The 15,450-nt window shown below is 68.1% G+C and carries 12 protein-coding genes; 4 read left to right on the top strand and 8 right to left on the bottom strand.

What is annotated here, in order from left to right:
* Positions 1 to 37: 37 nt before the first annotated feature.
* The 5 genes from DIE06_RS03275 to DIE06_RS03295 all read right to left on the bottom strand — a co-directional run bounded on the left by DIE06_RS03275 (position 38) and on the right by DIE06_RS03295 (position 7,025).
* Positions 38 to 1,129: a porin gene (locus DIE06_RS03275; protein WP_124660105.1), complete on the bottom strand. Its 1,092-nt coding sequence runs from the start codon at positions 1,127 to 1,129 to the stop codon at positions 38 to 40.
* Between the two features lie 157 nt (positions 1,130 to 1,286).
* On the bottom strand, positions 1,287 to 2,354 hold the full coding sequence (locus DIE06_RS03280) for an ABC transporter ATP-binding protein (RefSeq protein WP_124660106.1): 1,068 nt from the start codon (positions 2,352 to 2,354) through the stop codon (positions 1,287 to 1,289).
* On the bottom strand, positions 2,347 to 4,119 hold the full coding sequence (locus tag DIE06_RS03285; RefSeq protein WP_124660107.1) for an iron ABC transporter permease: 1,773 nt from the start codon (positions 4,117 to 4,119) through the stop codon (positions 2,347 to 2,349). Before DIE06_RS03285 ends, DIE06_RS03280 begins: the two co-directional genes overlap by 8 nt.
* A gap of 112 nt (positions 4,120 to 4,231) precedes the next feature.
* Positions 4,232 to 5,332 (bottom strand): ABC transporter substrate-binding protein, encoded by a 1,101-nt coding sequence (locus DIE06_RS03290; RefSeq protein WP_124660108.1) that lies wholly within the window; start codon positions 5,330 to 5,332, stop codon positions 4,232 to 4,234.
* A gap of 208 nt (positions 5,333 to 5,540) precedes the next feature.
* On the bottom strand, positions 5,541 to 7,025 hold the full coding sequence (locus tag DIE06_RS03295; protein ID WP_124660109.1) for a PLP-dependent aminotransferase family protein: 1,485 nt from the start codon (positions 7,023 to 7,025) through the stop codon (positions 5,541 to 5,543).
* A 122-nt stretch (positions 7,026 to 7,147) separates the two neighbouring features.
* Here DIE06_RS03295 and DIE06_RS03300 point away from each other — a divergent pair, with 122 nt between their 5' ends.
* From DIE06_RS03300 to DIE06_RS03315, 4 genes are all read left to right on the top strand, one after another.
* Entirely contained in the window at positions 7,148 to 8,701 is a 1,554-nt protein-coding gene (locus DIE06_RS03300) for an FAD/NAD(P)-binding protein (protein ID WP_124660110.1), read from the top strand.
* Complete coding sequence (locus tag DIE06_RS03305; protein ID WP_124660111.1) at positions 8,698 to 9,930, top strand: multidrug effflux MFS transporter; 1,233 nt, start codon at positions 8,698 to 8,700, stop codon at positions 9,928 to 9,930. The genes DIE06_RS03300 and DIE06_RS03305 overlap by 4 nt, the downstream gene beginning before the upstream one ends.
* Before the next feature lie 116 nt (positions 9,931 to 10,046).
* Positions 10,047 to 10,721, top strand: coding sequence for a response regulator (locus DIE06_RS03310; RefSeq protein ID WP_124660112.1), 675 nt, complete (start codon positions 10,047 to 10,049; stop codon positions 10,719 to 10,721).
* Positions 10,718 to 12,193 (top strand): sensor histidine kinase, encoded by a 1,476-nt coding sequence (locus DIE06_RS03315; protein ID WP_260433524.1) that lies wholly within the window; start codon positions 10,718 to 10,720, stop codon positions 12,191 to 12,193. Before DIE06_RS03310 ends, DIE06_RS03315 begins: the two co-directional genes overlap by 4 nt.
* Before the next feature lie 65 nt (positions 12,194 to 12,258).
* Here DIE06_RS03315 and DIE06_RS03320 read toward each other — a convergent pair whose 3' ends face one another.
* The 3 genes from DIE06_RS03320 to DIE06_RS03330 form a co-directional block, all read right to left on the bottom strand.
* Positions 12,259 to 13,125 (bottom strand): MOSC domain-containing protein, encoded by an 867-nt coding sequence (locus DIE06_RS03320; RefSeq protein ID WP_124660113.1) that lies wholly within the window; start codon positions 13,123 to 13,125, stop codon positions 12,259 to 12,261.
* A gap of 92 nt (positions 13,126 to 13,217) precedes the next feature.
* Positions 13,218 to 14,177, bottom strand: coding sequence for an ABC transporter substrate-binding protein (locus tag DIE06_RS03325; RefSeq protein WP_124660114.1), 960 nt, complete (start codon positions 14,175 to 14,177; stop codon positions 13,218 to 13,220).
* Between the two features lie 37 nt (positions 14,178 to 14,214).
* Complete coding sequence (locus DIE06_RS03330; protein ID WP_124660115.1) at positions 14,215 to 15,405, bottom strand: cytochrome c; 1,191 nt, start codon at positions 15,403 to 15,405, stop codon at positions 14,215 to 14,217.
* Positions 15,406 to 15,450 lie beyond the last annotated feature (45 nt).

Raw genomic sequence — 15,450 nt, forward strand, 5'->3', positions numbered from 1 at the left:
GACGACGCATGCCGCCGCCCGTGCCGCCGCGTCAGATTCAGAACCGCTGCTGAATCCCCGCCGTCACGCCGACCTGCGTGGTGCCATACCCGGCGAAATCGCGCGACACCCCCACTTTCTCCCCATGCTGCGCGATCGCAAACGCGCCGGCCGCATACAGCACCGTGCGCTTCGACAGCGCGTATTGCGCGCGCACCGACACCAGCGTCGGATCGGCATCGGTGCCGCCCTTGATGTTCTGGTGATAGACGGCCGCGATCATCGAGAACGTCGGCGTGAACTGGTACGAGCCGCCGAGCCAATACATATCGCTCAACTGGTTCGCGGCGCTCGTGTGATACGTGCGCCGATAGTTGCGATAGCCGGCCATCGTCTTCAGGTTGCCGAAGTCATAGCTCAGGCCCGCGTGGATGCCCTGGATATAGTTGACGGTATCGGCCGGCGTGACGCTGTCGGCCGCGCCGTTCTGCCGGTCGAACGTGACGACCGCGGCGAACGGGCCGGTCTCGTAGCCGAGTGCGAAGTCGTATTTCGAGCTGGTCTTCACGCTGCCGGGCACGTTGCCGAAGCCGTACAGCGCGCCGAACTTGAAGCCGCTGAATTCGCCGTCGTAGCGCACGGCGTTCGACGAGCGCGAGAAGATGCCGTCCTTGCGGCCGCCGGTCGCCATCGACGAGGATGCCCACGAATAGTTTTGCGAGTAACCCATCGGGTCGAACGGCATCATGTAGTCGTACGTCACGGTGAAGTTGCGGCCAAGCGTCAGCTCGCCCCATTTGCCCTTCAGGCCCACCGTCGCACGTCGCGCGAAAATCGAATCGGGCCCGTCGTCGGACGCGCCATTCGCGAGATCGATGCCGCTTTCGAGGCGGAACACGGCCTTCAGCCCGCCGCCGAGATCCTCGACGCCGCGCAAGCCCCAGCGCGACGTGTTCTTGTTGCCCGACTTCAACTTGAACGAATTGCCGCCGTCCGGCGCCGCATGGTTCATGTATTCGATGCCGGCATCCATGATCCCGTATATCGTGACCGACGACTGCGCGTGCGCGGCCGGCACGGCAATGCAGGCTGCCGCGGCCGAACCGGTTAGGAATACTGTTCGAATTGAACGTTCTGCGCGTGACTTCATTTTGACGGTGTCTCCGTAGTTGTTGTGGGGTGGTTGAAACAGATAACACGTACTCGGCGCGCCATCGGCGGACGCCATCAAACGTCCGCCGATGCGAGTCGTAAAAGGATGTGCGCTCGAATGCGTGCGCGGCGGCCCGCATGCCGCCGCGCACGGGTCAGCCCGCTTTCGCGAACGCCCAGCAGTCGTTGGCCGGGAACTCGATCCAGTGCTTGCCGGCCGCGCGCGGCACGTGGCCGAACGCGCGCAGGCGCATCTCGCCGCAATGGAACAGGTATTCCCAGCGGTCGCCGAGATACATCGACGTGACGAGGTCGGCCTGCAACCGGTTCGCACCCGGACCGTCCGCGACCTGCACGCGCTCGAGACGGATCACGGCCTGCGCGTCCTGGCCGGGCGCGAACGTGTCGCGGGCGAGCGCCTGCAGTTCCCAGCCGTCGCCGGCGAGCGTCACGCATTCGCCGTCGATCGCGGCGACGCGCGCGTCGATCCGGTTGTTGCTGCCCATGAATTCGGCCGTGTAAAGCGAGCGCGGTGCACCGTACAGCTCGGCCGGCGTCCCTTCCTGTTCGATGCGGCCGTTGCGCAGCAGCAGGATGCGGTCGGACATCGCCATCGCTTCGGTCTGGTCGTGCGTCACGCAGAGCGCGGACAGCCCGAGCGACACGATCAGCTCGCGCAGCCATGCACGCGCTTCCTCGCGCAGTTTCGCGTCGAGGTTCGACAGCGGCTCGTCGAGCAGGATCACCGGCGGGTTGTAGACGAGCGCACGCGCGATCGCGACGCGCTGTTGCTGGCCGCCCGACAGTTGATGCGGAAAGCGTTCGGCGAGATGGCCGAGGCCGAGCTGGTCGAGCGCGGTCTGCACGCGTCGCTTCTGCTCTGCAGCAGCGACGCGGCGCAGCTTGAGCCCGTAGCCGACGTTGTCGGCGACGGTGCGGTGCGGCCACAGCGCGTACGACTGGAACACGAGGCCGAGCGAACGCTGTTCGACGGGCAGGTCGACGCGCTGAGCGCCGTCGAAGAACACGCGGTCGTCGAGCTGGATGCGCCCGTCGGACGGCTGTTCGAGACCGGCCACCGCGCGCAGCAGCGTGGTCTTGCCGCTGCCCGACGCGCCGAGCAGGCACACGACTTCGCCGGCCTTCAGTTCGAACGACACACCCTTGAGGATCGGGTTGGCGCCGTAGCTGAGATGCAGGTCGTCGACGATGAGCTTATCCATGAAGTTTCACTCCGAAGCGCAGGGCCACGCCGAGACCGGCGCCGACCATCGCGATGTTGATGACAGAGAGCGCGGCAACCTGGTCGACGGCGCCGGTCGCCCACAGCGACACGAGCAGCGCGCCGATCACTTCGGTGCCGGGCGACAGCAGGTAGACGGCGGTCGAGTATTCGCGCTCGAAGATCATGAAGATCAGGAGCCACGCGGCGAGCAGGCCGAAGCGCACGAGCGGCAGCGTCACGTCGAGCGACACGCGGCTGCGCGTCGCGCCGACGCTGCGGCCGGCTTCCTCGAGCTCCGGGCCGACCTGCAGCAGCGCGCTCTGGATGAGCCGCATCCCGTATGCGAGCCACACGACCGTGTACGCGATCCAGATGCTCCACATCGAGTTCTTCAGCTCGCGCAGGCCCGGGACGAACAGGAAGATCCACAGGAACGCGAGACCGGCGAGCAGGCCCGGCACCGCGCGCGGCAGCAGCACGAGATAGTCGAGCAGCTTGGTCGCCCAGTCGTGGCGGCGATGGCCGGCGAACGCGACGAGCGAGTAGAAGCCGATCGCGAGCGCGCCGCCGATCACGCCGATGCCGAGCGTGTTGACGATCGCGCGCACGAGGTTGTCCTGCTCGAACAGCTCGACGAAGTTCGACAGCGTCAGCACTTCGGCGAGCGCGACGCCTTCGCCCCAGTTGGTCACGAACGCGCGCAGCACGATGCCCGAGATCGGCACGATCACGGTCAGCGCGAGCCATAGCGCGACGATCGCGAGCGCGACCCAGCGCCACACGCCGAGCGGCAGCACGGTCGAGCGGCCGGCCTTGCCCTTCACGGTGACGAAGCGGTTCGCGGTCTTCAGCAGGCGGCGCTGCAGCAGCACCAGCGGGAACGTGATCGCGACGATGCACACGGCGACCGCGGCCATCAGATGATACGACGGCACGCCGAGCTTGTTGGTCAGCTTGTACAGGTAGGTCGCGAGCACGAGGTGGCCTTCCGGATCGCCGAGCACGAGCGGCAGCCCGAACACCTCGAAGCCGAGGAAGAACACGAGCACGCCGGCGAACAGCAGTGCGGGCATCGTCATCGGCAGGCTCACGTCGAGCGCGACGCGGAACGGCCGGGCACCCGTCACGCGCGCGGCTTCCTCGACGTCCGAGCCGAGGTTGCGCAGCGCGGCCGACGAGTACAGATACACGTGCGGCACGTGCGTGAGGCCGACGATCACCGTGATCGCGAAGATCGAGTATACGTTCCAGGGTACGTTCTGCACCCCGAACAGTTCCTTGAACCACACCGAGTAGAAGCCGACCGGGCCGGCCGCGACGACGTAGCCGAACGCAAGCACCATCGGCGACACGAACACGGGCGTGAGCACCAGCGGTTCGAGCCAGCGGCGGCCGGGCAGGTCGGTGCGCACCATCAGGAACGCGAGGATGCCGCCAAGCGGGATCGAGATGAACAGCATCCCGCCGGCGATGATGAACGAGTTCTTCACGGCCGACCAGAAATCCGGGTCGGTGAAGATGAAGCGGAAGCCTTCGATGCCAAGCGTCTTGTTCGCGTCGAAGAACGGCGCGGACAGCAGGCTCTGGAACAGGATGAAGCCGAGCGGCAGCGCGACCGCGACGGTCAGCACCGCGACGACGATCCAGCGCAGCATGCCGGCGAGCGGCTGCAGGCCGTTGGCCGGCAGCGCGGGGATCGCGCCGCCGTGGCCGGTGGTGGGCGGAACGGCCGGTGCCGCTCCGCGTGTGCTGGTTGAAAGCATGAGTTCACCCCTGCGGCCATCCGGATGGCCGCCTCTAGGAAGTCGGTAAGGGGAAGGGGGCCGCCCGCGCGACGCGCGGCGGGCGGCCGAAGCCGATCAGTCGATCAGTCGATCAGCTCTTGATCGCCTGCTGCCATTGCTTCAGGAACGCGAGCCGCTTCGACTGGTCCAGATAAACGAGCAGTCCGGTGCCGATCGGGATCGGCTTCAGCGAATCGCCGAGTTCCTTCGTGAGGCTCGCGGCCGACGTTTCGCCGGTCACGTCCGTGCGGATCGCGAACAGGTTCGCCTGGTTCGCGATCAGCGTCTGGCCGCGCTTCGACAGCAGGTAGTCGACCCACAGCTTCGCCGCGTTCGGGTTCTTCGCCTTTTTCGAGATCGTGGCCAGGCGGCTTACGACCTGCGTGTAGTCCTTCGGGAAGACGTAACCGATCGACTTGTCCTTCTTCGCCTTCGCGTACGCATACGAGCCGATGATGTTGTAGCCGATCAGGTTCTCGCCCGACGAGATGCGCTCCATCATCGCGCCGGTGCTCGACTGCAGCTTCGGACCAGTCGCGCCGATGGCCTTCACGAGTTCCCACGTGACCTTCTCGTTCAGGTGCGCGTCCTGCGTCAACGCGTTGAAGCCGACGCCGGATTTCTCGACGTCGTACGTCGTCAGCTTGCCCTTGAACTTGTCGGGTTGCGACGCGAGCAGCTTGATCAGGTCGGCGCGCGTCTTCGGCACCTCGTTCTCGGGGATCAGGCGCTTGTTGTAGACGATCGCGAGCGGCTCGAAGGTCGTGCCGTATGCCTGCTTCTGGTATTGCGCCCATTGCGGCACGTTCGGGCTTTCGGGCGACTCGTACGACGCCATCAGGCCGTCGTTGACGAGCTTGACCTGCAGGTCCATCGCCGAGCTCCACAGCACGTCGGCGCTGGTGCTGCTGGCCGCGTTCTCGCTGATGTAGCGGTTGTACAGCTCGGTGCTGTTCATGTCGTTGTACTCGACCTTCACGCCGTACAGGCTTTCGAAGTCCTTGATCAGCGGGCGCACGAGGCCCGTGTCGGTGGTCGAGTAGACGATCAGCTTGCCTTCCTTCTTCGCGGCGTCGACGACACCCTGGTAGTTACCCGGATACCCGGCCGGAACCTGTGCGACGGCGGCGCCGGCGGCGGTGCCCAGGACGATCGCCAGCGCGGCGGCGAGCTGCTTCGGTGCAAACGGCATTGTCTTCCTCCAGTGATGCGTGTGTGTTGTTCGAGTGATGCGGATGTTAATTGCGAGGCACTTTCAGCCTGCTTTCATTTCGGTTCACAATAGCGTCCTTTGTGTCATGGATTTCCCGAGGTCGATGCTCGACCGCCGCGGCTTTCGCAGTGCGCGGCAGGTTCACCGAGGGAAGGACGCGGGGCGCCGCCGGATGTGGCGACGGCGGTCAGGCGGGCGGCGCGAGCAGCTTGCCGAGGATCCGGCCACCGTGCCGGGCATGGGCTGCGGTCAATGCCGAATAGCCGACGACGACGCCCGGTTCGCACCGGGTGCTGCGGCAAAAGCCGCGGATGGTCTGCAACGCGACGCCGGCCGCGTGCGTCCGTGCGACGTATGCTGCGTCGTCCGTCCCGGGCGGCAGCCACAGGACGAAATGAAAGCCGGCGTGCTCGCCCGACACCGTGAACGGGCCGCCGGCGTGCGTGGCCAGCTGGTCGAGCACGATGTCGCGTCGCTGGCGGTACGCGTGGCGGCACGCGCGCAGGTGCTTCGCAAAATCGCCGTTTCCGATGAAGCGGGCCAGCGCAAGCTGCGGCGCCACGCTGACGGAGCCCGCGGTGGCCCGCCACACGGCCGACAGCGCCGGCCGCAGTTCCGCGGGCACGACCATGAAGCCGATGCGCAGCCCGGAAAACAGCGTCTTGTTGAACGAGCCGCAGTAGATCACGCGCCCGCACGCGTCGAGCGATTTCAGCGCGGGCAGCGGCGCCGCCTGATAACTGAATTCGCCGTCGTAGTCGTCCTCGATGATCCACGCGCGGTTGCGCTGCGCCCAGTCGAGCAGTTCGAGCCGGCGCGACACCGACATCGTGACGCCAAGCGGCGCCTGGTGCGCGGGCGTCACGTAGGCCGCGCGTGCGTCGGCATGCCGGTCCAGCGTGATCGTTTCGATCCCCTCGCGGTCGACCGGCACGTCGATCACGGTTGCGCCGGCCATCGTGAATATCTGCCATGCCGACGCATAGCCGGGATCTTCCATCAGCACGGTCGAGCCGGGCGTGAGCAGGGTTCGCGCGACGAGATCGATCGAATGGCGGATGCCGGTCGTGATGAAGATGTCGACGGACTCGCACGGGATGCCGCGGTATTCGCGCAGGTACGCGGCGATTTCGTCGCGCAGGCCTTCGACGCCTTGCGACGGCGTCGAGCCGAGATCGTTCGGCGTCGCGGCGAGCAGGCTCGCCCCGATCGCCTTCTTCCATTGCTGCACCGGCAGCAGGCCGGGGTCGGCCAGCCGCGCGACGAACGGTACGCCGGGGCGGACCGCGTGTTCCGGCGCGGCCGCACCGATCGACTGCGGCTCCGGTGCCGTGCCGGCGCGGACGGGCGTGCTGTCGCGGAACTGCCCGGTCGCGCGCAGATAGCTGTCGGGCACGATCGCGCAGACCCGGGATCCGGAGCCGCGCGTCCGCGCGATGTAGCCCTCGGACGACAATCGGTCATAGGCGGCTTCGACGGTTCCCCGCGCGACACTCCAGCGTGCGGCCAGGGTCCGGCTGGACGGCAACGGACTGTCGCCAGGCAGCAGGCGCTTCAGGATCGCGTCGCGAATCGCGTCGGCAATGCAGTCCTGTTTCGATTGCGGGGTGCCCGTCGACAGCCCGGCAGGGCACGGCAGATCAAGCGGAATCGCGGCTTTGCCTCGCGGCATAGTGGTCCAGTCGATGTTCGATTTAATGGCCCTTCAGCTTATATCACTTTCCCCTTAGATTGCTGTCGACCACACTCATCGAGTCCGAGGGAACGTTGTACATAACAAAGAACACTGAGAGATTGACCCTCGCCGTCGTCGGCGGGGGGGCAGCAAGCGTCGCGTTTCTCCATCACCTGAGCAACCTGATCACGCCGTCGGCCGCGACACGGCTGCAGATTCGGGTATTCGAGCCGCGCCCGCTCGTCGGTCCCGGCCTGGCGTATCAGCCCGACGTCGAGTCCGTGCTGCTGAATCGTGCGGTCGAGACGATGTCGGTCTCGGCCGCCGATTTTTCGACCTTCACGTCGTGGGTGCGCTGGAAGTCGCACCACGAGTCCGAGCTGCACGAGCTGGCGCGGCGCGACCTGTCGTCCACCTACGTGTCGCGACCACTGTTCGGCCGTTACCTGCACGATTTTTTCAACGAGACGATGTGGACCGCGCGTCGCAAGGGCCTCGCGATCGATGTGGTGCACCGGGAAGTCAGCCAGATCACGCGAGACACGCGCTATCGGCTGATCGCGGACGGCGAAGCGTACGACGCCGACAGTGTCGTCATCGCGGTCGGCAACACCGGGCAACGCGACCATTACGGGCTCGCCGGACATGCGCGCTACCTCCACCGTCCGTATCCTGTCGCACCGGCGCTCGCGCGGCTCACGGGCGCGAACCGGATCGCCATCCTCGGCGCGAGCCTGACGGCCGTCGACATTGCCGTGAGCCTCTACCGGATGAACAGCCGCACCGAAATCCACATGGTGTCCAACACCGGCATGCTGCCGCTCGTGAAGGGCCGGCAGGCGTTGCCGCAGCCGTTGCGCCACCTGACGGCGGAACGGCTGCGGGCGCTGACGGCGGACGGTCGCGCGACGATCAGCCTGCGTCAGCTCGGACGCCTGATTCGCGCGGAATTCCGGGCGGCAGGCGCGGACTGGCGGGCGTTGTTCTCCGACCACGGCGATGCCGTTGCACGCTTGCGCGACGAGATCGAGCAGGCCGATCACGAACGTGCATGGCAGACGATCCTGGTTGCCACCAACGATCTGGTCGAGTTCGCGTGGCACGCGCTGGACACCGCGAGCCAGACTTGCGTGCTGAAGCGTTTCGCGCGTCACTGGCTCGCATGCCGGGCGCCGATGCCGGTCGAGAACGCGCGCGTGCTCGCGCAGATGATCGACGAAGGCCGCCTGAAGCTCGTGAAGACGCCGATCGCGTTCGATCGGACCGATCCGCACCGGCTCATGCCGACGATCGACGGACAGCCGTCCGGCGACGCTTACGACCATGTCGTCAACGCGACGGGGGCGGCGCGTGACGTTCAGGAGCCGGACGATTCCACGCTGATCTGGCAGATGCTGTCCGACGGACTCGCGAGCCGCGACTGGCGCGGTGGCATCCGGGTCGACTTCGATACCGGTGCGGTCATCGACGGTGACGGTGAACCGGACTATCAGCTTCGCGCGCTCGGCCACATCACGTCGGGCACGTATTTCTTCGTCAGTTCGCTGGAGATGGTCGCCAAGCGCGCCCGTCGCATTGCGATCGACATCGCTTCCGCGCTCGCGGAAGGAGACCTCACGTTGCGCCCCATCGCGCAACCGTTCCAACCGATCAGAGCCGGACTCGCCGCATGAAAACCCGTTCATTGCCTCAATGGGGCTGGCTGTTCCTGCTGATGCTCGTCGTATGCCTGCCGCGCGTCACGATCGATGCCTATCTGCCGTCGCTGCCCGCGATGGCGGACGCGCTGCACGGCACCGACACCCAACTGCAACTCACGCTGACGCTGTACATGGTCGGTTATGCGCTGTCGATGCTGGTGACGGGGCCGTTGTCCGACCGGTACGGGCGCCGTCCCGTGCTCGTCGGCGGCCTGTGCCTGTATCTGGTCGCGAGCGTGGCCTGCGCGTTCGCGACGAGCATCCCGGCGATCGTTGCCGCCCGCATTTTCCAGGCGCTGGGTGGCTGCAGCGGCACGGTGATCGGCCGGGTCATCGTGCGCGAGCGCTTTCCGACCGCGATGCAGGCCACCATGCTCAGCCGCATCTCGGCGGGCATGGCGCTGTCCCCGGTAATCGCGCCCCTGGCCGGCAGCGCAATCGCCGAGTGGCTCGGATGGCGCGGCGTGTTCGGCTGGCTGGCGGCGGGCGGCCTTGTCGCGATGGCGATGGTGCTGCGCTACCTGCCGGAAACCCGCGAACAGGACACGCGGCCGGCGCTGGGTCCGGGGCTGCTGCGGACCTACGCGCGCCTGCTGCGCGAGCGTCGCTTCCTGCGTTACTCGCTGGCGATCAGCTTCGTGTACTGCACGTACTTTCCGTTCATCGCGGAATCGTCGACGCTGTTCCAGCGGCAAATGGGCGCGTCCGGACCGGTCTATGCGGCGATCTTCGGCCTGACCGTGCTCGGCTATCTGATCGGTTCGAGCGTGTTCAGGCGGAGCAGCGGCCGATGGCATGCCGATACCGTGATTGCGGTGGCGGCCGGCATCAATCTGGTCGGGGCGGCCGTGCTGTGGGCGGCCGGCACCGTCGCGCCCAATGCGGCGGCCGCGGTCGTCGTCCCGATGTTCTTCGTGATGGTGGCCGTCGGGATCGCGATTCCGGCCTGCCAGTTTGCGGTGATGCAGCCGTATACGAAGATCGCCGGCACGGCGTCCGGGCTGTTCTTCTTTATCCAGATGGCGATCACGGCCGCGTGCGGCGGCGTGCTGGCGTGGCTGTCGGACGGTACCGCGCACCCGATGATCGCCGTGACCGTGTGCGCGAGCGTCGCGTTCATGGTGGTGGTTGTCGGCCTTCGTGAACGAGGTGCGACGACCGGCCGGCGTTTCGCGACGGCGAACCAGCCAGCCGCGGAGTGATGAATGCCGGGCGGCGCCCGGGTTCCAGCGCGCTGCGCAACCGGTGTTTGCGTGAGGCGTCGGCATGGAAAGGATCATGTAATGTAGCGACCTGTCGCTGACCTTACGGAATTTCCATGCGTGTGCTGCTCGTCGAAGACAACCCGAACCTGGCGCAGTCGCTGAACGACGCGCTGAGCGCCGCGCGCTTCGCGGTCGATCACATGGCGGACGGGGAGGCGGCGGATCACGTGCTGCGCACGCAGGACTACGCGCTGGTGATCCTCGATCTCGGGCTGCCGAAGCTCGACGGGCTCGAGGTGCTGCGGCGGCTGCGCGCGCGCCGCAATCCGGTGCCGGTGCTGATCCTCACCGCGCACGGCTCGGTCGAGGACCGCGTGAAGGGGCTCGATCTCGGGGCCGACGATTATCTCGCGAAGCCGTTCGAGCTGACCGAGCTGGAGGCGCGCGCCCGTGCGCTGATCCGGCGCAGCCTCGGCCACGAGCATGCGCGGGTCGAATCCGGGCCGCTTGCGTATGACAGTATCGACCGCAGCTTTCACCTCGCCGGCGAACCGCTGTCGCTCACGCCGCGCGAGCGCTCGGTACTGGAGGTGCTGATCCTGCGCAACGGCCGCGCGATCAACAAGGAGACGCTGTCGGAGAAGATCTTCGGGCTCGACGAGTCGGTCAACGCGGACGCGATCGAGATCTACGTGTACCGGCTGCGCAAGAAGCTGGAGAACACCGGCGTCGCGATCGTCACGCTGCGCGGGCTCGGGTATCTGCTCGAAGCGAAGGACGTCGGATGAACCACCCCAACGCTCACGCTGGTTCGCTGCTTCCCGAGGGGGCGCACGCCCCACCTGGGGCGGCCCGGCGGCGGGCATGGCACCGCCCGAACCTGCGCACTCAGGTCGCGCTGTGGCTGCTGCTGCCGCTGCTCGGGCTGCTCGCGCTCGACTCGTGGCTCACCTACCAGCGCGCGATGAGCGCCGCGCACGTCGCGTTCGACCGCACGCTGTCGTCGTCGCTGAAGTCGATCCGCGAAGGCGTGCGGCTCAACGAGGGGGAGCTCGAGGTCGACCTGCCGTATCTCGCGCTCGAGATGTTCGAGTCGGGCGACGGCGGCAAGATCTACTACCTGATCCGCGAGGACAACGGCCGCACGATCACCGGCTATCCGGACCTGCCGCTCCCGCAGGGCGACGGCGCGCTGTTCGTCACGCGCTACTACAACGTCGTCTATCGCGACGAGCAGTTGCGCATGGCCGCGCTGCGCGTGCCGGTGCACGACGTGCCGACCGCGCAGACGCGCATCGTGTGGGTGATGGTCGGCGAGACGATCGAGGGGCGCCAGGCACTCGCGCGCGAGATCCTGATGGGCTCGCTGCTCCAGGAGGGGTTGCTCGTCGTCCTCGCGCTCGGGATCGTATGGCTCGGCGTCGGGCGCGGGCTGCGGCCGCTGAACCGGCTGTCGGCGACGGTCGCCGCGCGCAGCGACGGCGATCCGACGCCGCTCGACACCGGCGGCATGCCGAGCGAGCTCGCGCCGCTCGTCGAGTCGATCAACCAGTACATCGGCCGCACGCAGCAGATGCAGGTCGCGCGGCGGCGTTTCTTCGCGGACGCGGCCCATCAGTTGAAGACGCCGCTCGCGGCCGTGCAGGCCGGCGTCGAGCTGGCGTTGCGGCCCGACGAGCAGCCGCGCGTGAACGTGCATCTGCGGCGCGTGAACGGCGCGGTGCGGCAGGCCGCGAAGATCGTCCAGCAGCTGCTGTCGCTGTCGCGGCTCGATTCGGACAGCGGCCATGCGGTCGCGCACCAGCCGGTCGCGCTGCATCGGCTCGCGCGCAGCGTGACGCTCGACTGGTCGCCGGTCGCGCGTGCGCGCGACATCGACCTGGGTTTCGAGCACGAGGCGGATGTCGACGTGCTCGGCCAGCCGGACCTTCTCGGTGAAATGATCGGCAACCTGATCGACAACGCGATTCGTTATTCGGGCGACCGCGCGGTGATCACGGTGCGTGTGTCGCGCGACGGCGAGCTTGCGCGGCTCGACGTGATCGACAACGGGCCGGGTATTCCGGCCGGCGAGCGCGACGCAGTGTTCGAGCGCTTCCATCGCGGCAGCAAGACGCAGACGGTGGACGGCACGGGGCTCGGGCTGTCGATCGTGCGGGAGATCGTACGCGTGCATCAGGGCAGCGTGATGCTGGCGGATGCGGCAGGCGGCGGGTTGATCGTGACGGTGGTGCTGCCGACGGTTCCGGCGGCGCGGTAACAGGGACGCCGCGGCGGATGGCGGCGACGCACACGCTGCGCCGTCCTCCGCTTCGGCCGATCGGCTCAGTCGCCGAACCCGATCTCCGCTTCGACGGACTGCCCGACCTCGAGCCACGCGCCCGCGCCTTCGACGACGATCGCGTTGATGCCGAACGTCAGCGCGTCGTCGTAGTTTGGATGCGCGCGATAGGTCTGCATCGTGTCGGTCGGCTCGTGTGGCCATTCCGGGTTCGGCGCGCCGGTCACCTGGTCGATCGTCGGCATCGGGCAGCGCGTGCACAGCTTCACGAGGCGCAGCCGCACGGGCGTCTCGCCTTCAGTGTCGAGATGTTCGACGAAATCCTCTTCGTATGCATCGAGATCCGACACGACGATGTTCGGGCGGAAGCGGTTCATCGGAATGGCCGGCGCGCCTTTCGCGACGAGCTTCGCGTTCAGGTCGTCGAGCGACGACTGGCCGATCACGAGCAGCGGATAGCCGTCCGCGAACTGCGTGTGCGTGTCGATGTCGCCGGTCCATTTGCGGTTGCAGCCGCGGCGCGCATCGGCGCCGAAGCGCGCGAGCTTCAACGGCGTGCCGAGGAATTCGGTGAGCCATGCGGCCGTCTCGGCGCCGGTGTCGATCGCGTCGACGGTGTCGCGCCAGACGGTCGCGGCGATCTTCGGTGTGGCGGGTGTCGCATCGCCGTCGAGCGGCGTGCGGATCTCGGGCATGCCCGGCGCGTTCAGCACGAGCGCATCGCTGTCGAGCGCGGTGCGGATCAGCGCGAGGCGCGGGTGCGTGCGCTGCGTGATCATCATCCCGTCCGGGGTGGTGATCAGCCAGTGGCGATCGTACGCGAGGCCGGTTTCGAGCAGCTGCGCGCGCGACAGCGCGATGCCGGCGCACGATTTGATCGGGTAGACGAAGAGTTCGGAGATGGCTGGCATGACGCTGGCTGACGAAGGCAGGATGGTCGAATCGCGATTGTGCCAGATCGTGCGAAATCCGTTCGGGCGGTTGCAAGCCGCCGCGCGGCCGGTCACGCCAGCGGAAAGCCGAGGTCGAAGGTCGTGCGCACGTCGAGCGGCTGGCGCAGCAGCCCGGCCTTCAGGTAGAAGTCGGCCGTGCGCTGCTGTCCGGCGATCACCGTCGCGTCGATCGGCTGCCAGCGCGTGTTGCGGCGCTCGAACTGCAGCTTTGCGGCCGCCGGCGGGATGCCGATGATGCGCGCGAGCGCCGCGGAATACGCGTCGACGTGCCGGTACGACCAGGCCTGCGCGCGCACCACGCGTTGCAGGAAGTCTCGCAGCACGTCGCGCTTCGACGCGATCGCCGCGTCGGTCGCCGCGACGTAGCTGAAGCCTGACCACAGGCCGCGGCCGTTGACGAGCACGCGCGCGCGGCCGCTCGTTTCCGCGAGGGCGGTATACGGTTCCCACGTCGCCCACGCATCGATCGAACCGGTTGCGAGCGCAAGCATCGTGTCGGCCGGCGGCAGGAAGCGGAACGATACGGCGTCGGGCGGCAGGCCGGCCGCGTCGAGGGCCTTCAGCGTGACGAAATGGCCGATCGAGCCGCGCGTGGTGCCGATGCGCTTGCCTTTCAGGTCGGCGGCGTCTTTCAGCGTCGCGTCGGGCCGCACGAGCACGGCCGTGCCATACGGGTCAGACTGGTTCGCGCCAATCACCTTGATGCGCGCACCCGAGGCGAGCGCGAAGATCACCGGTGCGTCGCCGATCGGTCCGCAGTCGACGGCCGCCGCGTTCAGCGCCTCGGCCAGCGGTGCGGCGGCCGGGAATTCGGTCCATGCGATGTCGTATGCGAGGCCGTTCAGTTCGCCGGCCGCCTCGAGCAGCGCGCGCAGCCCGCCTTTCTGGTCGCCGGCACGCAGCAGCGGCCGCGTGCCCGATTGAGCATGGAGCGCCGTCGGAGCGACGGCGAGGGTGGCGGCGGCGAGGGCGCTCGCTTGTGCGAGGAAGTGGCGTCGGGTCGGATTCATCGTGAAGTTCGGTCGAGCGGAGAAACGGTTCAGGGATTCAGTGCGGGAGCCCGGCCTGCACGTCGCGCACGGGTTCGGCGTCCACGCGGAGCAACAGTGCGGTCAGCGGATCGGCGTTCGCGGCGGCAGTCGGCGGTCGTGCCGTCGCATCCGAGCGGCACAGCAAGTCGTCGGCCGACCAGCCCGCGCTGCCCGGCAACGCGCGGGCCCGCAGCCAGCCGCGCCGGTCGGCAAGCAGTTGCGTGCCGCCGAACGCCTCGGGCGGCACGCCGGCGATGGTCGCGAACGCTTGCCAGGCGTCGCGCGTCGCTGCGACGCAGTTCGCGCGTGCGCCGGTTGCCGATGGTGCCGGTGGCGCAGGTGTCTCGCCGGTAGTGACGAGCAGCGTCTGCCAGCGCGGATCCTCCGTCGGCAGCGCGCTGCCCGGCGCGAGCGCGACGATGCGCACGCGCTGGCCTTCGCGCCAGCGCTCGAGCGGTTGCGGCGCGGCGTTGCCGCAGCGCACGTCGAGTGCCGGCAGCGGGACGGGCACGGGCCACGCGCCTTCGGCCTGCGCGCCGCTGCCGGCCGACAGCGCTTTCAGGTAATCGAGCACGGCCCACGTATCGGCCGGGCCGAGCGTCGCCGCGAAACCCGGCATCGACGCCGTGCCGCGCGCGTCGTGCGTACCGTGCCGCACACGCCAGTACAGTTCGCCGTCGAGCCGGCGGGCAAGCAGCGCGCCCGCGAAGGTCGGCGGCCAGTGGGCGAGCGTGGCCGCGAGCGGTCCCTCGCCGCGGCCGTCCGCGCCGTGACAGGCCGCGCAATGCTGCGCATACAGGTGCGCGCCGCGCATCACGTTCGCGACGGAAAACGCGTCGGGACTGCGCTGGAAACTGGTGGGCACCGCGGGCGCGAGCCACAGCGACGCCGGCGGCCATGGCGCGAACCATGCGACGGCCAGTGCGGCGATTGCCGATGCCGCCCGCCACTTGCGCGACACGAGCGCGACGCAGCCGAGCGCCACGGCGAGCGTGGTCGTCGTGCCAGCGAAGGCGAGCTGGCGCGTGAGCCCCGCGTCGATGCGCAGCGTTTCGAGCGCGATCCGGTGAGCCCAGGGCCACGCGGCCTGTCCGTCGGCATCGCCGGTCAGGCCGATCGCATGCAGCATCCGCGCGAACGCGATCTGCGCGCGATACAGCAGTTGCAGGAACAGGAGCGCCCAGTCGGCGAACGGCGGCGCGTTCATCGGCGCGGCCTTTGCCGCGCACCGGCCATCCTGTGAACGGCACCG

The organism is Burkholderia sp. Bp8998, assembly GCF_003854235.1.
Lineage (GTDB): Bacteria > Pseudomonadota > Gammaproteobacteria > Burkholderiales > Burkholderiaceae > Burkholderia.